Source organism: Aminobacter sp. SR38, from assembly GCF_014843375.1.
In the GTDB taxonomy this organism is placed as follows: domain Bacteria; phylum Pseudomonadota; class Alphaproteobacteria; order Rhizobiales; family Rhizobiaceae; genus Aminobacter; species Aminobacter ciceronei.
The window spans coordinates 437,334-453,011 of sequence record NZ_CP062112.1 but is presented as its reverse complement, the minus strand read 5'-3'; the positions used below and the strand labels follow the sequence as shown (position 1 = coordinate 453,011).

16 protein-coding genes are annotated in these 15,678 nt (G+C 63.1%); 14 read left to right on the top strand and 2 right to left on the bottom strand.

The features are described from left to right. Window positions 1-19: 19 nt before the first annotated feature. From IG197_RS02250 to hflX, 6 genes are all read left to right on the top strand, one after another. On the top strand, window positions 20-2,308 hold the full coding sequence (locus IG197_RS02250; RefSeq protein ID WP_192316713.1) for a PAS domain-containing sensor histidine kinase: 2,289 nt from the start codon (window positions 20-22) through the stop codon (window positions 2,306-2,308). Beyond that, a complete protein-coding gene (locus tag IG197_RS02245; RefSeq protein ID WP_067962312.1) occupies window positions 2,298-3,659 on the top strand; it encodes a sigma-54 dependent transcriptional regulator in 1,362 nt (453 codons plus the stop codon). The genes IG197_RS02250 and IG197_RS02245 overlap by 11 nt, the downstream gene beginning before the upstream one ends. Before the next feature lie 54 nt (window positions 3,660-3,713). Then, window positions 3,714-5,090 carry a Trk system potassium transporter TrkA gene (trkA, locus tag IG197_RS02240; RefSeq protein WP_067962310.1) on the top strand — a complete coding sequence of 459 codons (1,377 nt, stop codon included), beginning with the start codon at window positions 3,714-3,716 and terminating at the stop codon, window positions 5,088-5,090. Window positions 5,091-5,169: 79 nt separating this feature from the next. After that, the gene (locus IG197_RS02235; RefSeq protein ID WP_067962309.1) at window positions 5,170-6,033 is read left to right on the top strand and encodes a D-amino-acid transaminase; all 864 of its coding nucleotides are present in this window, start codon (window positions 5,170-5,172) and stop codon (window positions 6,031-6,033) included. A gap of 139 nt (window positions 6,034-6,172) precedes the next feature. Further along, on the top strand, window positions 6,173-6,418 hold the full coding sequence (gene hfq, locus IG197_RS02230; protein WP_018428055.1) for an RNA chaperone Hfq: 246 nt from the start codon (window positions 6,173-6,175) through the stop codon (window positions 6,416-6,418). Next, the gene (hflX, locus tag IG197_RS02225; RefSeq protein ID WP_067962308.1) at window positions 6,419-7,807 is read left to right on the top strand and encodes a GTPase HflX; all 1,389 of its coding nucleotides are present in this window, start codon (window positions 6,419-6,421) and stop codon (window positions 7,805-7,807) included. 64 nt (window positions 7,808-7,871) lie between these two features. Here hflX and mazG read toward each other — a convergent pair whose 3' ends face one another. Next, the gene (mazG, locus tag IG197_RS02220) at window positions 7,872-8,696 is read right to left on the bottom strand and encodes a nucleoside triphosphate pyrophosphohydrolase (protein WP_192316711.1); all 825 of its coding nucleotides are present in this window, start codon (window positions 8,694-8,696) and stop codon (window positions 7,872-7,874) included. A 157-nt stretch (window positions 8,697-8,853) separates the two neighbouring features. On the opposite strand from mazG, the gene crcB reads away from it, so the two are divergent. From crcB to IG197_RS02190, 6 genes are all read left to right on the top strand, one after another. Further along, window positions 8,854-9,231 carry a fluoride efflux transporter CrcB gene (gene crcB / locus IG197_RS02215; RefSeq protein WP_067962305.1) on the top strand — a complete coding sequence of 126 codons (378 nt, stop codon included), beginning with the start codon at window positions 8,854-8,856 and terminating at the stop codon, window positions 9,229-9,231. A 35-nt stretch (window positions 9,232-9,266) separates the two neighbouring features. Next, a complete protein-coding gene (locus tag IG197_RS02210) occupies window positions 9,267-10,250 on the top strand; it encodes an RluA family pseudouridine synthase (protein WP_192316709.1) in 984 nt (327 codons plus the stop codon). A 35-nt stretch (window positions 10,251-10,285) separates the two neighbouring features. After that, window positions 10,286-10,936: an HAD family hydrolase gene (locus IG197_RS02205; RefSeq protein ID WP_192319539.1), complete on the top strand. Its 651-nt coding sequence runs from the start codon at window positions 10,286-10,288 to the stop codon at window positions 10,934-10,936. Window positions 10,937-11,082: 146 nt separating this feature from the next. Further along, window positions 11,083-12,009 carry a DMT family transporter gene (locus IG197_RS02200; protein WP_192316707.1) on the top strand — a complete coding sequence of 309 codons (927 nt, stop codon included), beginning with the start codon at window positions 11,083-11,085 and terminating at the stop codon, window positions 12,007-12,009. 2 nt (window positions 12,010-12,011) lie between these two features. Next, on the top strand, window positions 12,012-12,806 hold the full coding sequence (locus IG197_RS02195; protein WP_192316705.1) for an ATP12 family chaperone protein: 795 nt from the start codon (window positions 12,012-12,014) through the stop codon (window positions 12,804-12,806). A gap of 206 nt (window positions 12,807-13,012) precedes the next feature. Beyond that, the gene (locus tag IG197_RS02190; protein ID WP_067962299.1) at window positions 13,013-14,053 is read left to right on the top strand and encodes a glutamine synthetase beta-grasp domain-containing protein; all 1,041 of its coding nucleotides are present in this window, start codon (window positions 13,013-13,015) and stop codon (window positions 14,051-14,053) included. Window positions 14,054-14,147: 94 nt separating this feature from the next. Here IG197_RS02190 and IG197_RS02185 read toward each other — a convergent pair whose 3' ends face one another. Beyond that, window positions 14,148-14,453, bottom strand: a complete 306-nt coding sequence (locus IG197_RS02185; protein WP_067962295.1) for a ribbon-helix-helix domain-containing protein — start codon at window positions 14,451-14,453, stop codon at window positions 14,148-14,150. Between the two features lie 201 nt (window positions 14,454-14,654). On the opposite strand from IG197_RS02185, the gene IG197_RS02180 reads away from it, so the two are divergent. Next, window positions 14,655-15,050 (top strand): VOC family protein, encoded by a 396-nt coding sequence (locus IG197_RS02180; RefSeq protein WP_192316703.1) that lies wholly within the window; start codon window positions 14,655-14,657, stop codon window positions 15,048-15,050. 68 nt (window positions 15,051-15,118) lie between these two features. After that, window positions 15,119-15,652 (top strand): twin-arginine translocation signal domain-containing protein, encoded by a 534-nt coding sequence (locus IG197_RS02175; RefSeq protein WP_192316701.1) that lies wholly within the window; start codon window positions 15,119-15,121, stop codon window positions 15,650-15,652. The last annotated feature ends 26 nt before the right edge of the window (window positions 15,653-15,678 follow it).

Genomic DNA, 15,678 nt, shown 5'->3' with positions numbered 1-15,678 from the left:
AATGTCTCTACACGGCAGCATGGCGAGCCAGGCAAAACCTCTAAACGACAAGACGCCCGTACACCCTCGGCAGGAAGGTCGCCGCCTTCTCGCGCTTCCGGGCGTGCTGGCTATCGCCGCCGCGCTGGTTTCGGCAGCGGTGTCGTTCGCTATTCTGATCGGCGTCACCCCGATCACGCCTGATTCGACGACGACGCTGGCGCTGATCGCCATCAATGCCGCGCTGGTGCTGATCCTCGTCGGGCTGATCGCCTTCGAGATCCAGCGCATCGTCATGGCCCGCAAGCGCGGCAAGGCCGCGTCGCGGCTGCATGTGCGCATTGTCACGATGTTCGCGCTGGTGGCAGCCTTGCCGGCGCTGCTTGTCGCCGTCGTCGCCTCGATCACGCTCGACATCGGCCTCGACCGCTGGTTCCAGATCCGCACCACGACGATCGTCAATTCATCGCTGTCGATCGCCGAAGCCTATGTCCAGGAAAACGCCCGCAACCTGCAGAGCACGACCCTGTCGATGGCCAACGACCTCGACAACAACCGTCCGCTCTACGGTCTCGACCGCAGCGGCTTCCTCGACTTCATGGGCCGGCAAGCGCAATTGCGGGCGCTGGCCCACGCGGCTCTGATCAGCGCCGACGGCTCCTTCGTCATGAGCGCCAAGACCGGCGCCGATTTCGCCATGCCCGAGCCTCCGGCCGTTGCGGTCCAGACCGCCGCCGACGGCAAGCCGGTGCTGATCGAGCCGAAGACGCGCAACATCGTCGGCGCCATCATCAAGCTGCGCGAGATCGAAGGGCTCTACCTCTACACGATCCGGCTGGTCGATCCGGAGGTGATCAAGGCGCGCCAGATCGTCACCGCCAACACCGAGGAATATCGCGACCTCGGCGCCAACCGGCGTACCACGCAGATCGCCTTTGCGCTGCTCTATCTCGGCCTGACGCTGATCGTCGTGCTGTCGGCGATCTGGACCGGTATTGCGGTCGCTGACCGCATCGTCCGGCCGATCCGCCAGCTGATCGGCGCCGCCGACGAGGTTGCCACAGGCAATCTCGACGTCTCGGTGCCGGTGCGGCAGTCGGATGGCGACGTCGGCGCGCTGAGTGACACGTTTAACAACATGCTGCTCGAGCTCAAGTCGCAACGCAACGAGATCCTGACCGCCAAGGACGTCATCGACGAGCGCCGTCGTTTCTCGGAAGCAGTGCTGTCGGGCGTTACCGCCGGCGTCATCGGCGTCGACCCTTATGGCAGCATCACCATCGTCAATCCGTCGGCGGAGGCGATGCTGGCAATCTCGGCTTCCGAGTCGCTTGGCCAGAACCTGTCGATCCTGTTGCCGCATGTCGGTCGCGTCTTCGAGATCGGCCGCAAGTCAGGCCGCGCCGTCTACCGCGAGCAGGTCACCTTCTACCGCGCCGGCGCCGAGCGCACCTTCAACGTGCAGGTGACGGTCGAGGAGGGCGAGAGCGAGGTCGGCGACAAGTCCTATGTCGTCACGATCGACGATATCACCGACCTAGTGACCGCGCAGCGCACCTCCGCCTGGGCCGACGTTGCGCGCCGCATCGCCCACGAGATCAAGAACCCGCTGACGCCGATCCAGCTGTCGGCGGAACGCATCCGTCGGCGCTACGGCAAGGTCATCACCGAGGACCGCGAGGTCTTCGACCAGTGCACAGAAACGATCATCCGCCAGGTCGGCGACATAGGCCGTATGGTCGATGAATTCTCGGCCTTTGCGCGTATGCCGAAGCCCGAGATGAAGGTGATCGACATCCGCGAACCGCTGCGCGAGGCGTCGTTCCTCGTCGAAGTCAGCCGCGCCGACATCGCCTTCGAGCGCGAGATCACGCCGGGACCGCTCAAGGGAACGTTTGATAGCCGCCTGATGGCCCAGGCTTTCGGCAATGTCATCAAGAATGCCGCCGAGGCGATCGAGGCGGCGGAACGCCAGACCGGTGAGGCCGGGTTCATCAAAATCCGGGCGCGGCGGGACGGCAACTCGATCCGCATCGATGTGATCGACAATGGCAAGGGATTGCCACGCGAGAATCGCCAGCGGCTGCTCGAGCCCTATATGACGACACGCGAGAAAGGCACGGGGCTCGGCCTCGCTATCGTCAAGAAGATTGTCGAGGACCACGGCGGAAGATTGGAACTTCACGACGCACCAGCCGATTTCCATGGCGGGCGCGGCGCGATGATCAGCATGATCCTGCCTGCGGCGGCCGAAGAGGCCGCGGCACCCAAGGGTGCCGACGACGCAGTACAGGGCAGAGAAACCGAAAAGGTCGGAAATGGCGTCTGATATTCTTATCGTTGACGACGAGGAAGACATCCGCGAACTGGTCGCGGGCATCCTGAGCGACGAAGGCCACGAAACCCGTACGGCGTTCGACGCCGACAGCGCGCTTGCCGCGATAGCGGATCGTGCGCCGCGTCTTGTCTTTCTCGACATCTGGTTGCAGGGGTCGCGGCTCGACGGCCTGGCGCTGCTCGACGAAATCAAGACGCTGCACCCCAATCTGCCTGTCGTGATGATCTCCGGCCACGGCAACATCGAAACGGCCGTTTCGGCGATACGCCGCGGCGCCTACGACTTCATCGAGAAGCCGTTCAAGGCCGACCGGCTGATCCTGATCGCCGAGCGCGCGCTCGAAACCTCGAAGCTTAGGCGCGAGGTTTCCGACCTCAAGATGCGTAGTGGCGAAACCCACGACCTGATCGGCATGTCGTCGGCGATGAGCCAGTTGCGCCAGACCATCGACCGTGTTGCGCCGACCAATAGCCGCATCATGATCATCGGCCCGTCGGGTTCGGGCAAGGAAATGGCCGCGCGCGCCATCCATGCGCTGTCGTCACGCAAGAACGGCCCGTTCGTCGCGCTCAATGCCGCGACGATCACGCCGGAGCGCATGGAGATCGAGCTGTTCGGCACCGAATCGAACGGCGGCGAACGCAAGGTGGGAGCACTCGAAGAGGCGCATCAGGGTATCCTCTACCTCGATGAAATCGCCGACATGCCGCGTGAGACGCAAAACAAGATCCTGCGCGTGCTCGTCGAGCAGCAGTTCGAGCGCGTCGGCGGCACCAAGCGGGTCAAGGTCGACGTCCGCATCATCTCGTCGACGGCGCAGAATCTCGAGGCGATGATCGCCGAGGGGCGTTTCCGCGAGGATCTCTATCACCGCCTGGCGGTCGTGCCGGTCATGGTTCCGGGGCTTGCCGAGCGCCGCGAGGACATTCCTTACCTCGTCGACAACTTCATGAAGCAGATGGCCAAGCAGGCCGGCATCAAGCCGCGCCGCATCGGCGACGACGCGCTCGCCGTGCTCCAAGCCCACAACTGGCCCGGCAACGTCCGCCAGCTGCGCAACAATGTCGAGCGCCTGCTGATCCTTGCCCGCAGCGACAACCCCGAAGCGCCGATCACGGCCGACTTGCTGCCGTCTGAAATCGGCGACGTCATGCCACGCGCGCCCAACCAGTCGGACCAGCACATCATGGCGCTGCCACTGCGCGAGGCGCGCGAGATGTTTGAGAAGGAGTATCTGATCGCCCAGATCAACCGCTTCGGCGGCAACATCTCGAAGACGGCCGAATTCATCGGCATGGAGCGCTCCGCACTTCATCGCAAGCTCAAATCGCTTGGCGTCTAGCATGCTCGATGCGGTTTCAGCTGAGACGGTGGACAGGCAGGATCGGTCGATGACATGCGCGTAATCATCTGTGGGGCGGGGCAGGTCGGTTACGGCATTGCGGAGCGGCTGGCGGCTGAAAAGAACGATGTCTCGATCATCGACACCGCGCCGGAGCTGATCCAGGCGGTGCGTGACCAGCTCGACGTGCGCGGCTTCGTCGGCCACGGCTCGCATCCCGAGGTGCTCGAAGCCGCCGGTGCGCAGAACGCCGACATGATCATCGCGGTGACGCTGTTCGACGAGGTCAATATCGTCGCCTGTGAGGTCGCGCACGCGCTGTTCAACGTGCCGATGAAGGTCGCGCGCATCCGCTCGCAATCCTATCTGCAGCCGCACTACCAGGACCTGTTCTCGCGCGAACACCTGCCGATAGACGTTATCATCTCGCCGGAGCTGGAAGTCGGCGAAATGGTGCTCAGGCGCATCACGCTGCCCGGCGCCGTCGATGTCGTCCGTTTCGCCGAAAACCACATCATCATGGTGGCGATCGAGTGCCTGGAGGATTGCCCCGTCATCAACACGCCGCTGGCGCAGTTGAGCGAGCTGTTCCCCGATCTGCCTTCAACCGTTGTCGGCGTGACCCGCAACGGCCGCCTGTTCATCCCCCATTCGGCCGACCAGCTTGTGGCGGGCGACCTTGCTTATGTGGTGACCACCAAGGAGCAGGTCCGGCGCACGCTCGGCCTGTTCGGCCATGACGAACAGGAGGCGACACGCATCGTCATCGCTGGCGGCGGCAATATCGGCCTGTTTGTTGCCCGCACGCTCGAACAGCGCCAGAGCCGCACCAAGATCAAGATCATCGAGGCCAACAAGGAGCGGGCGGTCAAGGTCGCCGACGTGCTCCGCCGCACGGTCGTTCTCAACGGCAGCGCGCTCGACCAGAAGCTTTTGATGGAAGCCGACATCCAGGATGCTGACCTGATGGTGGCGCTGACCAACAACGACCAGGTCAACATACTGTCCTCGGTCATGGCCAAGCGCCTGGGCTGCAAGGGCAACCTGGCGCTGATCAACAACCCGGCCTATCACGACCTGACCAAGCCGCTCGGCATCGATGCGCACGTCAATCCGAGTGCAGTGACCATTTCGCGCGTATTGCAGCACGTCCGGCGCGGCCGCATCCGGCAGGTGCACTCGATCCAGCGGGGTGCCGCCGAGATCATCGAGGCGGAGGCGCTCGAAACCTCGCCGCTGGTCGGCACGCTGCTGCGCGACCTGGAACTTCCCGATGGCATGCGCATCGGCGCCATCTACAGGGATGGCCATGTCGTCAAGCCAAGCGGATCGGTGAAGATCAAGCCTCGGGATCGTGTCGTCATCTTCGCGCTTGATAAGGCGGTCAAACAGGTCGAGCAGATGTTCCGTGTCAGCCTCGAATTCTTCTGACCTGGACCAGCCTTTTGCGGATTGCCGCGTGGCACAAATCGACTAGAACTCCGTTTGAATTTTCGGGGACACGAAAACCATGCCGCGCATAGCCTACGTCAATGGCCGCTATCTCCCTCATGCCCAGGCAGGTGTGCATATCGAGGACCGGGGCTATCAGTTCGCTGACGGCGTCTATGAGGTCTGCGAAGTGGCGCGCAGCTTCATCGTCGACAGCGTCGGCCACCTCAACCGCCTCGATCGCTCGCTTTCGGAACTCAGGATCGCCTGGCCGGTCAATCGCGCCGCGCTGGTCCACATCATGCGCGAAGTTATCGCCCGCAATCGTGTCCACAACGGCATGGTCTATCTCCAGGTGACGCGTGGTGTTGCGCCGCGCGACCACGTCTTCCCGGCTGGCACAACACTTTCTTCGCTTGTCGTGACAGCCAAGCGCACCGACCCGGTGGCATCGGCCAAACGCGCGGCGGCTGGCATCAAGGTGATCACTGTGCCGGAGAATCGCTGGGAGCGTGTCGACATCAAGTCTGTCGGTTTGCTGCCCAACGTGCTGGCGCGTCAGCAGGCCAAGGAGGCCGGCGCCCAGGAAGCCTGGTTCGTCGACCCGGACGGAACCGTCAAAGAAGGGGCGGCGACAAACGCCTGGATCGTCACCAAGGACGGCCATCTCGTCACCAGGCCCGCCGACAGCGGCATCCTGCGCGGCATCACCCGCACGACGCTGATGGATGTCGCCAAGAAGCTCGGCCTGAAGGTCGAGGAGCGTGGTTTTACCGTCGAGGAAGCCAAGTCGGCGCGCGAAGCGTTCATGACGGCTGCGACCACGGTGATCATGCCGATCGTCGCCATTGACGGCCAGCCGGTCGCCAACGGGCATCCGGGATCGGTCGCGCTTTCGCTGCGTGAGGCATTTTTTGACGTTGCGGAAAAAATCCAAGCCTGATAACCGCTTGGGCGTAAATGGTTAAATTCATCTCGTTCAGCTTGCCACGCGTTGTGGCAAGGGGGTGTTTGCTGGCTTGACATGGGCCCGGTAATTTGGCGCATTGGCAGCAGACAGGGATCGGCGAAAGAAAAAAACAATGGCGGAACGATCGCAGAATCTTCAGGACCTTTTCCTGAATTCAGTTCGCAAGAGCAAAAACCCACTCACCATTTTCCTGATTAACGGCGTGAAATTGACCGGAGTAGTGACCTCCTTCGACAATTTCTGTGTTTTGTTGCGCCGTGACGGGCACTCCCAGCTCGTCTACAAGCATGCCATCTCCACGATCATGCCGAGCCAGCCGGTTCAGATGTTCGATGGCGAGGAAAGCCAGGGCGGCTGATTGGCACGCGACAGGACTGCCGGCGCCAAGGCCGGCGACAGCAATGGACCCGAATCGGTAGGGGGCGATAAGGCCCCCACGCGTGCGGTCGTCATCGTGCCGGTGCTGACGCGCCAGCCTAAGAATGACGACGACAGCGCGCGCCCGCGGTTGCAGCGTTCGGCCGAGGCGCGCCACGACGAGGCGGTCGGGCTTACCCGCGCCATCGATCTCGAACCCGTTCACACCGCGATCGTGACCCTGAACGATCCGCGTCCGGCGACGTTGCTGGGCAGCGGCAAGGTTGAGGAGTTCGCGGCGATCGTGAAGGAGCGCGGGGCGGAACTGGTGATCGTCGACCATCCGCTGACGCCGGTGCAGCAGCGCAACCTCGAAAAAGAGATGCACGCCAAGGTGCTCGACCGCACAGGGCTGATCCTCGAAATCTTCGGCCGGCGCGCCCGTACGAAGGAAGGCACGCTGCAGGTCGAGCTTGCCCACCTCAACTACCAGAAGGGCCGGCTGGTTCGCAGCTGGACCCACCTCGAGCGCCAGCGTGGCGGTGCCGGGTTCCTCGGCGGCCCCGGCGAAACCCAGATCGAATCCGACCGGCGCGCGCTGCAGGAAAAGATCATCAAGCTCAAGCGCGAGCTCGAAACCGTCGTCCGCACTCGCGACCTGCACCGCTCCAAGCGGCGCAAGGTGCCGTTCCCGGTGGTTGCCATCGTCGGTTATACCAATGCCGGCAAGTCGACGCTGTTCAACCGGCTGACCGGTGCCAGCGTGCTGGCCGAGAACATGCTGTTTGCGACGCTGGATCCGACCTTGCGCCGGGTACGGTTACCGCATGGCACGCCGATCATCCTGTCCGACACCGTCGGCTTCATCTCCGACCTGCCGACACACCTGATCGCTGCCTTCCGGGCGACGCTGGAAGAGGTGGTCGAAGCCGATCTCGTCATCCATCTGCGCGACATTTCCGATCCCGATACCGCGGCTCAGGCCGACGACGTCGAGCGTATCCTGTCCGATCTCGGCGTCGATGCGGCCGACACCGACCGGGTCGTCGAGGTCTGGAACAAGATCGACCAGCTCGACGAAGGCAATCGAGAGCGCCTGCTTGCCGACAGCAGTGACGGTCGCAAGACGCCGCCGATTGCCATTTCAGCTGCTACGGGCGAGGGCCTTTCCGCGCTCACCGGCCTGATCGAGCAGCGGGTTTCGGGTGAGCTCGAATCCATCGACGTCACGCTGGAACCGAGCCAGCTCGGCCAGATCGACTGGCTCTATCGCAATGGCGATGTGGTGAAGCGCAAGGACAATGACGACGGCAGCGTGTCGATGACGCTCAAAGCGACCGCCTCGGCGCGCGACGAGATCGCGGCCAAGATTCTCAGGAACAAGCGCTAAGCCTGGCGTGCTCGGGGTTCCTCGGGCGCCACGCTGAGCTTGGCCGTAATCCTGTCTAAGCCGGCTACTTCGCCGTCTTGGCCTGCTGCCAGAGCGCTTCCATCTCATCGAGCGTCGCCGCTTCCAGGCTGTGCCCCGCGTCGTCGAGCGCCTTTTCGACATAGTGGAAACGTGTGCGGAACTTGTCATTGGTGCCGCCCAGCGCCGCCTCCGAGTCCAGTTCCAGGTGGCGACCGAGATTGACCAAAGCAAACAGCATGTCGCCGAACTCGTCCTTGACCGCTGATTGATCGCCCTTGGCCATGGCCTCGCGCAGCTCGCCGATCTCTTCCTCGATCTTATCGAGGATCGGTGCTGCCTCGCCCCAGTCGAAGCCGACGCGTGCCGCTTTTTCCTGCAGCTTCAATGCCCGTGTCAGCGCCGGCAGCGCCACCGGTACACTGTCGAGAAAACCCTTGCCATGATCTTCGGGGTCGAGGCCGCGGGCGATGCGCGCGGCGCGTTTTTCCGCCTTTTCCTCAGCCTTGATCTTTTCCCACATGCCCTTGGCCGAACGGGCTTCCCGCGCCTTGGCGTCGCCGAAGACATGCGGATGCCGGCGGATCATCTTGGTTGTGATGCCTTGCACCACATCGCCGAAGGTGAACTCGCCGGCTTCTTCCGCCATTTGGGCGTGGTAGACGACCTGCAGCAACAGGTCGCCGAGCTCTTCCTTGAGATGGTCGATGTCGTTGCGCGCAATCGCGTCGGCGACCTCATAGGCCTCTTCGATCGTATAGGGTGCGATCGTCGCGAAATTCTGCTCGATGTCCCAGGGGCAGCCGGTTTCCGGCTCGCGCAGGGCGGCCATGATCTCGATCAGGCGGGTGACGTCTTTGGAAGGTTGCATGGGGCGATGCTATAGCCCGGTTGTCGCCCTCCCAACAACGCCCTGTTGCCCGCAGCCCTTGTCCACAAGCAATTCGGCGGCAGGGGCAGACCGCCGCGCTGCCTGCGAGCCGTTCCGTGCTATTGACCTGACACCAGCGCGCAGGCAGGACAGGCTCATGCTAAACCTATCTCTCGTCGCACTCGGCGGCGCCATCGGGGCCGCACTGCGCCATCTCGCCAACCTTCTGGCGCTCAGGCTGGTCGGGCCGAACTTTCCCTGGGGCACGCTTGCGATCAACGTTGTCGGCTCACTGGCGATGGGGCTGTTCGTCGGGCTATTGGCACGCCGCTTCGGCGGCTCGACCGAACTCAGGCTGTTCGTCGCCACAGGTATTCTCGGCGGCTTCACCACCTTTTCGGCCTTTTCGCTCGATTTTGCCACGCTGTGGGAGCGTGGAGCGACGTTTTCGGCCTTCGGTTATGCCTTTGCCAGCGTCATAACAGCCATTCTGGCACTGTTCCTGGGAATGTGGCTCGCAAGAAGCATCGGCTGATGCTATTGGGCCGCTTCGAAAAGGACGATTGAATTATGGCAGGCGTTGAACAGATCACGGTGGAAGCCGGCGAAACGGGCATGAGGCTCGACCGCTGGTTCAAGTCCCATTATCCGGGGCTCGGCTTCGGCCACCTGCAGAAGCTGCTGCGTTCGGGCCAGATCCGCGTCGATGGCGGCCGCGCCAAGGCTGACACGCGCGTCGAGCCAGGCCAGGTCATCCGCATTCCGCCGCTGGAAGTCGACAAGAAGAGCGACGGCCCGCTGACGGCGCGCACCATGCGCAATCAGGACGATGGCGACGTGCTGGCGCAGATGCTGCTTTACGAAGATCCCAAGGTCTTCGTCTTCAACAAGCCGGCCGGCCTTGCCGTGCAGGGCGGATCGGGCGTCGCCCGCCACGTCGACGACATGCTCGAGGCCTGGCGCAACAAGAAGGGCGAGAAGCCGCGCCTGGTCCACCGCCTCGACCGCGACACGTCAGGCGTGCTGGTCGTCGCCCGCACGCGTCTTGCCGCGATGAAGCTTGCAGAGTCCTTCCGCGCCCGCGAAACACAGAAGACCTACTGGGCGCTGGTCAAGGGTGTGCCGCCCAAGCGCGAAGACAAGATCTCGACCTGGCTGATCAAGGAAATGACACCGGACGGCGACCGCATGCGCATCGCCAAGCACGGCGAAAAGGGCGCCGACCATGCCGTTTCCTATTACCGGGTGCTCGAACAGGCGGCGCAGGCGCTTACCTGGCTCGAAATGGAGCCCTATACCGGCCGCACGCACCAGTTGCGCGTGCATGCCGCCCATATCGGCTGCCCGATCATCGGCGATCCCAAATATTTCGAGCACGACACCAATTGGGAATTCCCTGGTGGCATCCAGAACCGTCTGCATCTTCATGCCCGCCGCATCGTCATTCCGCATCCCGACCAGGGCGTGATCGACGTCACAGCGCCGATGCCGCCGCACATGCGCCAGAGCTGGAACCTGATCGGCTTCGACGACGAGAGCGGGGAGCCGGCGTGACGTCTGTTACATCGCCGGAGCGCGACGCAGGCGTCTTGAAGCTCGTCCTGTTCGATTGCGACGGCACGCTGGTCGACAGCGCCGACATCATCCATGCCTCGATGCTGGCCACGTTCCGCGAGGCCGGACTTCCGGAACCCGACATGGCCGCGACCAAGGGCATCATCGGGCTCACCCTCGACATTGCGATCGCGACCTTGCTTAAGCGCGCACCGGATGCTGAAAGCACAAGGCTTGCAGCGCGTTACAAGGAACACTTCATCGCCTCGCGCCACCTGCCGAGTTTCAAGGAGCCGCTCTATGACGGCATTGGCGAACTGATCGAAGCGCTCGCACGCCGTGATGATGTGCTGATCGGCATGGTCACCGGCAAGTCGCGCCGCGGCGTCGAGCGGGTCATGGAAACGCATGGCTTCGGCCGCCATTTCGCGACCATCCGGACCGCCGACGACTGCCCGTCCAAGCCGCATCCGGCGATGGTGCTGGAATGCTGCGCCGAGATGGGTGTCGATCCGGCGTCGACCTTGGTCATTGGTGACGCTGTCTACGACATGCAGATGGCCCGCAATGCCGGTGCCCGCGCCATCGGCGTTGCCTGGGGTTACCACAACCGTGAAGGCCTGTTTGCCACTGGCGCGCACGCCGTCATCGACAGACCTGGGGAACTGCTACCCCTTATCGGCTAGCTGGACCAATTTGCGGCAGCTGCCGTGCGTTAAGGTGCGGCCCGCCGCGCAGTTGGACCCGAGTCCGCTGCCGCCAGCCTGCCTCGCAATGCGGCCCGGCCAGCCCTTGTCCATCAGCATCGCGCTCGGTGAGCGTGGAGGAATTCATGACAGTCGTCACACAGCCATTGGAACGTCGCGACGCGATCGATACGGCAGCCGTCGTGTTCATGCTCATGCTGACCATGTCCTGGGGCATGAACGGTGTGGCGGCCAAGCTGGCGACGTCGGGCTACAACCCGATCTTCCTCAATGTTGCGCGTTCGGGCATTGCCTGCGTGCTGGTCTATCTCTGGTGCCTCTACCGCCGTGTTCCGCTGTTTGCCCGCGACGGCACCTTGTGGGCCGGCATCCTGGCCGGGCTGCTGTTCGGCACCGAGTTCATTCTGGTTTTCCTCAGCCTTGAACACACGACGGTTGCGCGCAACTCGCTCCTGGTCAACACGATGCCGTTCTGGGTTCTGATCGGCGCGCATTTCTGGCTTGGCGAGCGTATGTCGCTGCAAAAGCTGTTCGGCCTGATCCTGGCTTTCGGCGGCGTTGCGGTGGTCTTTGCCGACAAGCTCGGCGATGCCGGCGGTCCGACGCTGTTCGGCGATCTTCTCGCACTCGTCGCCGGGCTGCTCTGGGCGCTGACCACGTTGGCAATCAAGGGCACCAAGCTTGCCAGCGCCGGGGCCGAGAAGGTGCTGCTCTACCAGCTTGTCGTCTCAGCGCTCATGGCGATCCCGCTCGTCTCGCTCGCCGGTCCGGCATTCCGCGACGCATCGACGGTCGCCACCGGAGCGTTGCTGTTTCAGGCTGTATATGTCGTCGCCTTCACCTATATTCTGTGGTTCTGGCTGATGCGGCGCTATCCTGCGGCGGGCCTCTCCAGCTTTGCCTTCCTGTCGCCGGCATTCAGCGTGATATGCGGCTGGCTGGTGCTTGGCGAAGTCCTGACCTGGAACATTTTTCTGGCGCTCGGTCTCATCGCGACCGGGCTGATCATTGTAAACCGGCCATCGCGCAGACGTGCGGCCGGAGCGGAGTAAAGATGCGAGAAATCCTGAGCGACCTCGAAACCAGCGACGGCCTGTCCGATCCCGATCCCATCCGCCGCGCCCAGAGCACGTTGCGCAAGCAGCTGCCCAAGCGCTTCTACGAAGCAGCCAGCGTCGCTGCGTTTGAAGAAGGCTATGCCGTCCTGCTCGACGGCAAGTCGGTGCGGACGCCGGGCAGGGCGCTGCTCGCGCTGCCGACGGCGGCTGCGGCACAGCTGGTTGCCGACGAGTTCGTCGCCCAGGTCGAGGTCATCGATCCTTTCACCATGCCGGTGCTGCGCCTGGTCAACACGGCGATCGACGGCGTCGCCACCGATCCGCAGGCGGTGCTCGAGGATATCCTGCGCTTCTCGTCAAGCGACCTGTTGTGCTACCGCGCCGACAGCCCGGAAAAGCTCGTCGAGCGCCAGGCAGAGGCCTGGGATCCGGTCCTGGACTGGGCGCGTGCGTCGCTCGGCGCACGCTTTGTAATGGCCGAGGGCGTCATGCATGTCGAGCAGCCGCGCGAGGCCATCGCAGCGCTTGGCGTGCACCTGTCGCAGCGCACCGAGCCGATGAAGCTCGCGGCCCTGCATGTCATGACCACCCTGACCGGTTCGGCGCTTCTCGCCCTTGCCGTCGAGACCGGCGAATTGACGGTCGAGGAAGCCTGGGCAGCGGCCCATGTCGACGAAGACTGGCAGATCGAGCATTGGGGCCAGGACTCGGAGGCTGTCGCGCGCCGTGCCACCCGCAAGCGCGACATGCTCGCTGCTGTCGCCCTGCTTGAGGCGCTCAAGGCAGCTTAGCCAGCCGGCAAGGCAGATCAGCCCGAGTCTTGGGCAAAATGTCAGCCATGCTGCCGTAGTCTGCCTATTTCTTGAGCAGTTGCTTTTCCGTGCAACTGCCTTCCCTGCTAAGAATCTGGGATTTTCGAGTTGGCACGGGGCTTGCTTTCTCTCTTGTGACACGCCGGCCATCCCAGGGCCGGCAGGCACGACACTGAGAGGATAGCATGACGAAGTACAAGCTCGAGTACATCTGGCTGGACGGTTACGCCCCGGCAGCCAATCTCCGCGGCAAGACCCAGATCAAGGAATTCGCGGAGTTCCCGAAGCTCGAGCAGCTTCCGCTCTGGGGTTTTGACGGCAGCTCGACCCGCCAGGCCGAAGGCAAGAGCTCGGATTGCGTGCTGAAGCCCGTCGCTGTGTATCCCGATCCCGCCCGCAAGAACGGCGTGCTGGTGATGTGCGAAGTGATGATGCCCGATGGCGTCACCCCGCATCCGTCCAATACCCGCGCCACCGTCCTCGACGACGAGGGCGCCTGGTTTGGCTTCGAGCAGGAATATTTCTTCTACAAGGACGGCCGCCCGCTCGGCTTCCCGGAAAACGGTTTCCCGGCGCCGCAGGGTGAGTACTACACTGGCGTCGGTTACAAGAACGTCGGCAGCATTGCCCGCCAGATCGTCGAAGAGCATCTCGACCTCTGCCTCGAGGCCGGCATCAACCATGAAGGCATCAATGCCGAAGTGGCCAAGGGCCAGTGGGAATTCCAGATTTTCGGCAAGGGCTCGAAGAAGGCTGCCGACGAGATGTGGCTTGCCCGTTACCTGCTGCAGCGCCTGACCGAGAAGTACGAGATCGACATCGAGTATCACTGCAAGCCGCTTGGTGACACCGACTGGAACGGCTCGGGCATGCACGCCAACTTCTCGACCGACTACTTGCGCGACGTCGGCGGCAAGGCGTACTTCGAAGCGCTCATGGAGGCCTTCGGCGATGCCCGCGAAGAGCACATTGCCGTCTACGGTCCCGACAACCACCTGCGCCTGACCGGTAAGCACGAGACGGCTTCCATCGACGTCTTCACCTGGGGCGTTGCCGACCGTGGCGCTTCGGTGCGCGTGCCGCACAGCTTCGTGCGCAACGATTATCGTGGTTATCTCGAAGATCGCCGCCCGAACTCGCAGGGCGACCCCTACCAGATCGCCTCGCAGATTCTGAAGACCATCAACTCGGTGCCGACCAGCGTCGAGACCAGGGCTGCTGCCTAATTTCTAGGCAACATATGGGTCGCAAATCAAAAACCCGGGGCGACCCCGGGTTTTTTGTTCGTGTTTTCTAAGCGTTATCGATGGAAGCTGAAGGTCACGCTGCGTAGCGCTTCAGCGCGTCGACTTCGTCAGCGGCCGGCTTGTGGCCGCGCAGGTAGAGCGCGCAGGTGGTGCGCAGCATCGAGGCAAAGTTCGGAATCTCGCCGTTGATCTCGATCGCCTCGTCATAAAGCTTCGAAATGAATTTCGGCGTCGTCAGCTCCTGGGAGGCGGCGATCTCGTCGAGCAGGTCCCAGAAGGTCGCTTCCAGCTGAATGCTGGTCGAATGTCCGGCGATCCGGATCGACCGGTTGATCTGGCGATAGCCCTTCGGATCCTGTCCGGCAAATACCTTGCACATGTCATTTCTCCCGCTGGCTTGCCCGGGCTGACAGCGCCGGTGCTGGCTCTTGAGCGCCATCATCGACCCAACGGCACGCCATCGCAACCATGCTTTCGTTGCTGACTAGCAAACTATGCTCCTGAAAGCGTGGTAACGGGCTGCCACCACTTGGCTTTGCAGCGATTCATAATCCTCCCGTTCCAACTGCCAGGAGGGCGAATGGCCAAGGCAATCCATTCCATGGTGCGTGTGCTCGACGAAGCGCGCTCGCTGTCATTCTATCACACGGCTTTCGGCCTCGAAATCGCCGACAGGCTCGACTTCGAGACCTTCACGCTGATCTATCTCAGCAATCCCGAGACCGAGTTCGAAGTCGAGCTGACGGTCAACAAGGGCAGGGCCGAGCCCTATGCTCTCGGCGACGGCTACGGCCATCTCGCAGTGTCGGTGGCCGATCTCGACGACGAGCGCGCCCGCATGCTTGCCGCCGGGCTCAGCCCCAGGGACATCGTCGAGTTTGCGCCGGGCGGTACGCCATTGGCCCGCTTCTTCTTTATCGAGGATCCCGACGGCTACAAGATCGAGGTTTTGCAGAGGGGCGGCCGCTTCAAGTGACATGTCGCGGCGGAGGAGCGCCGTGCCAGCCAAGCGCCGAGCGCGCATAGCAAGCAAGGGAGGAAATCATGGTGACGATCTATCAAGGCAGGTCCGGCCTTTCGCGGCGTGAGCTGCTCAAGCGCGGCACAGCCGCCGGCGCGCTACTCATCATCAGTGGCTCTGCCGTACTCAGCACCGGCGAGGCCTGGGGGCTCGAAAGCACGGCGCTGAAACCCGAAACCGTGGCGACGCTGATCCAGATGGCGCGCGATGTCTATCCGCACGACCAGGTGCCGGACAAGTTCTACGCCATTGCCATCAAGAGCCATGACGAGCTCGCGGGCAAGGATCCGGCCCACAAGGAGCTGATCGAGAAGGGCATCGCCGATCTCGACCAGAAGGCCGGCGCCGGCGGTTACACCGGCCTTGGATGGGAAGACCAGCGTGTCGCCGTACTCCGGCAGATCGAAAGCACCCCGTTCTTCCAGGCAATCCGCGGCGGGCTCGTCGTCGGCCTCTACAACCAGAAGGAGCTGTGGCCGATCTTTGGCTATGAAGGCGAGTCCTACTCCAAGGGCGGATACATCGCGCGCGGCTTCGACGACATCGAGTGGCTCTGATCGGCCCCAGTCGCGAACCCAGCCTT

Coding starts and splice junctions, on each gene's coding strand:
- IG197_RS02250 (WP_192316713.1), top strand. CDS start 20: ATGGCGAGCCAGGCAAAACCTCTAAACGACAAGACGCCCGTACACCCT.
- IG197_RS02245 (WP_067962312.1), top strand. CDS start 2,298: ATGGCGTCTGATATTCTTATCGTTGACGACGAGGAAGACATCCGCGAA.
- trkA (WP_067962310.1), top strand. CDS start 3,714: ATGCGCGTAATCATCTGTGGGGCGGGGCAGGTCGGTTACGGCATTGCG.
- IG197_RS02235 (WP_067962309.1), top strand. CDS start 5,170: ATGCCGCGCATAGCCTACGTCAATGGCCGCTATCTCCCTCATGCCCAG.
- hfq (WP_018428055.1), top strand. CDS start 6,173: ATGGCGGAACGATCGCAGAATCTTCAGGACCTTTTCCTGAATTCAGTT.
- mazG (WP_192316711.1), bottom strand. CDS start 8,696: ATGCAACCTTCCAAAGACGTCACCCGCCTGATCGAGATCATGGCCGCC.
- crcB (WP_067962305.1), top strand. CDS start 8,854: ATGCTAAACCTATCTCTCGTCGCACTCGGCGGCGCCATCGGGGCCGCA.
- IG197_RS02210 (WP_192316709.1), top strand. CDS start 9,267: ATGGCAGGCGTTGAACAGATCACGGTGGAAGCCGGCGAAACGGGCATG.
- IG197_RS02200 (WP_192316707.1), top strand. CDS start 11,083: ATGACAGTCGTCACACAGCCATTGGAACGTCGCGACGCGATCGATACG.
- IG197_RS02195 (WP_192316705.1), top strand. CDS start 12,012: ATGCGAGAAATCCTGAGCGACCTCGAAACCAGCGACGGCCTGTCCGAT.
- IG197_RS02190 (WP_067962299.1), top strand. CDS start 13,013: ATGACGAAGTACAAGCTCGAGTACATCTGGCTGGACGGTTACGCCCCG.
- IG197_RS02185 (WP_067962295.1), bottom strand. CDS start 14,453: ATGTGCAAGGTATTTGCCGGACAGGATCCGAAGGGCTATCGCCAGATC.
- IG197_RS02180 (WP_192316703.1), top strand. CDS start 14,655: ATGGCCAAGGCAATCCATTCCATGGTGCGTGTGCTCGACGAAGCGCGC.
- IG197_RS02175 (WP_192316701.1), top strand. CDS start 15,119: ATGGTGACGATCTATCAAGGCAGGTCCGGCCTTTCGCGGCGTGAGCTG.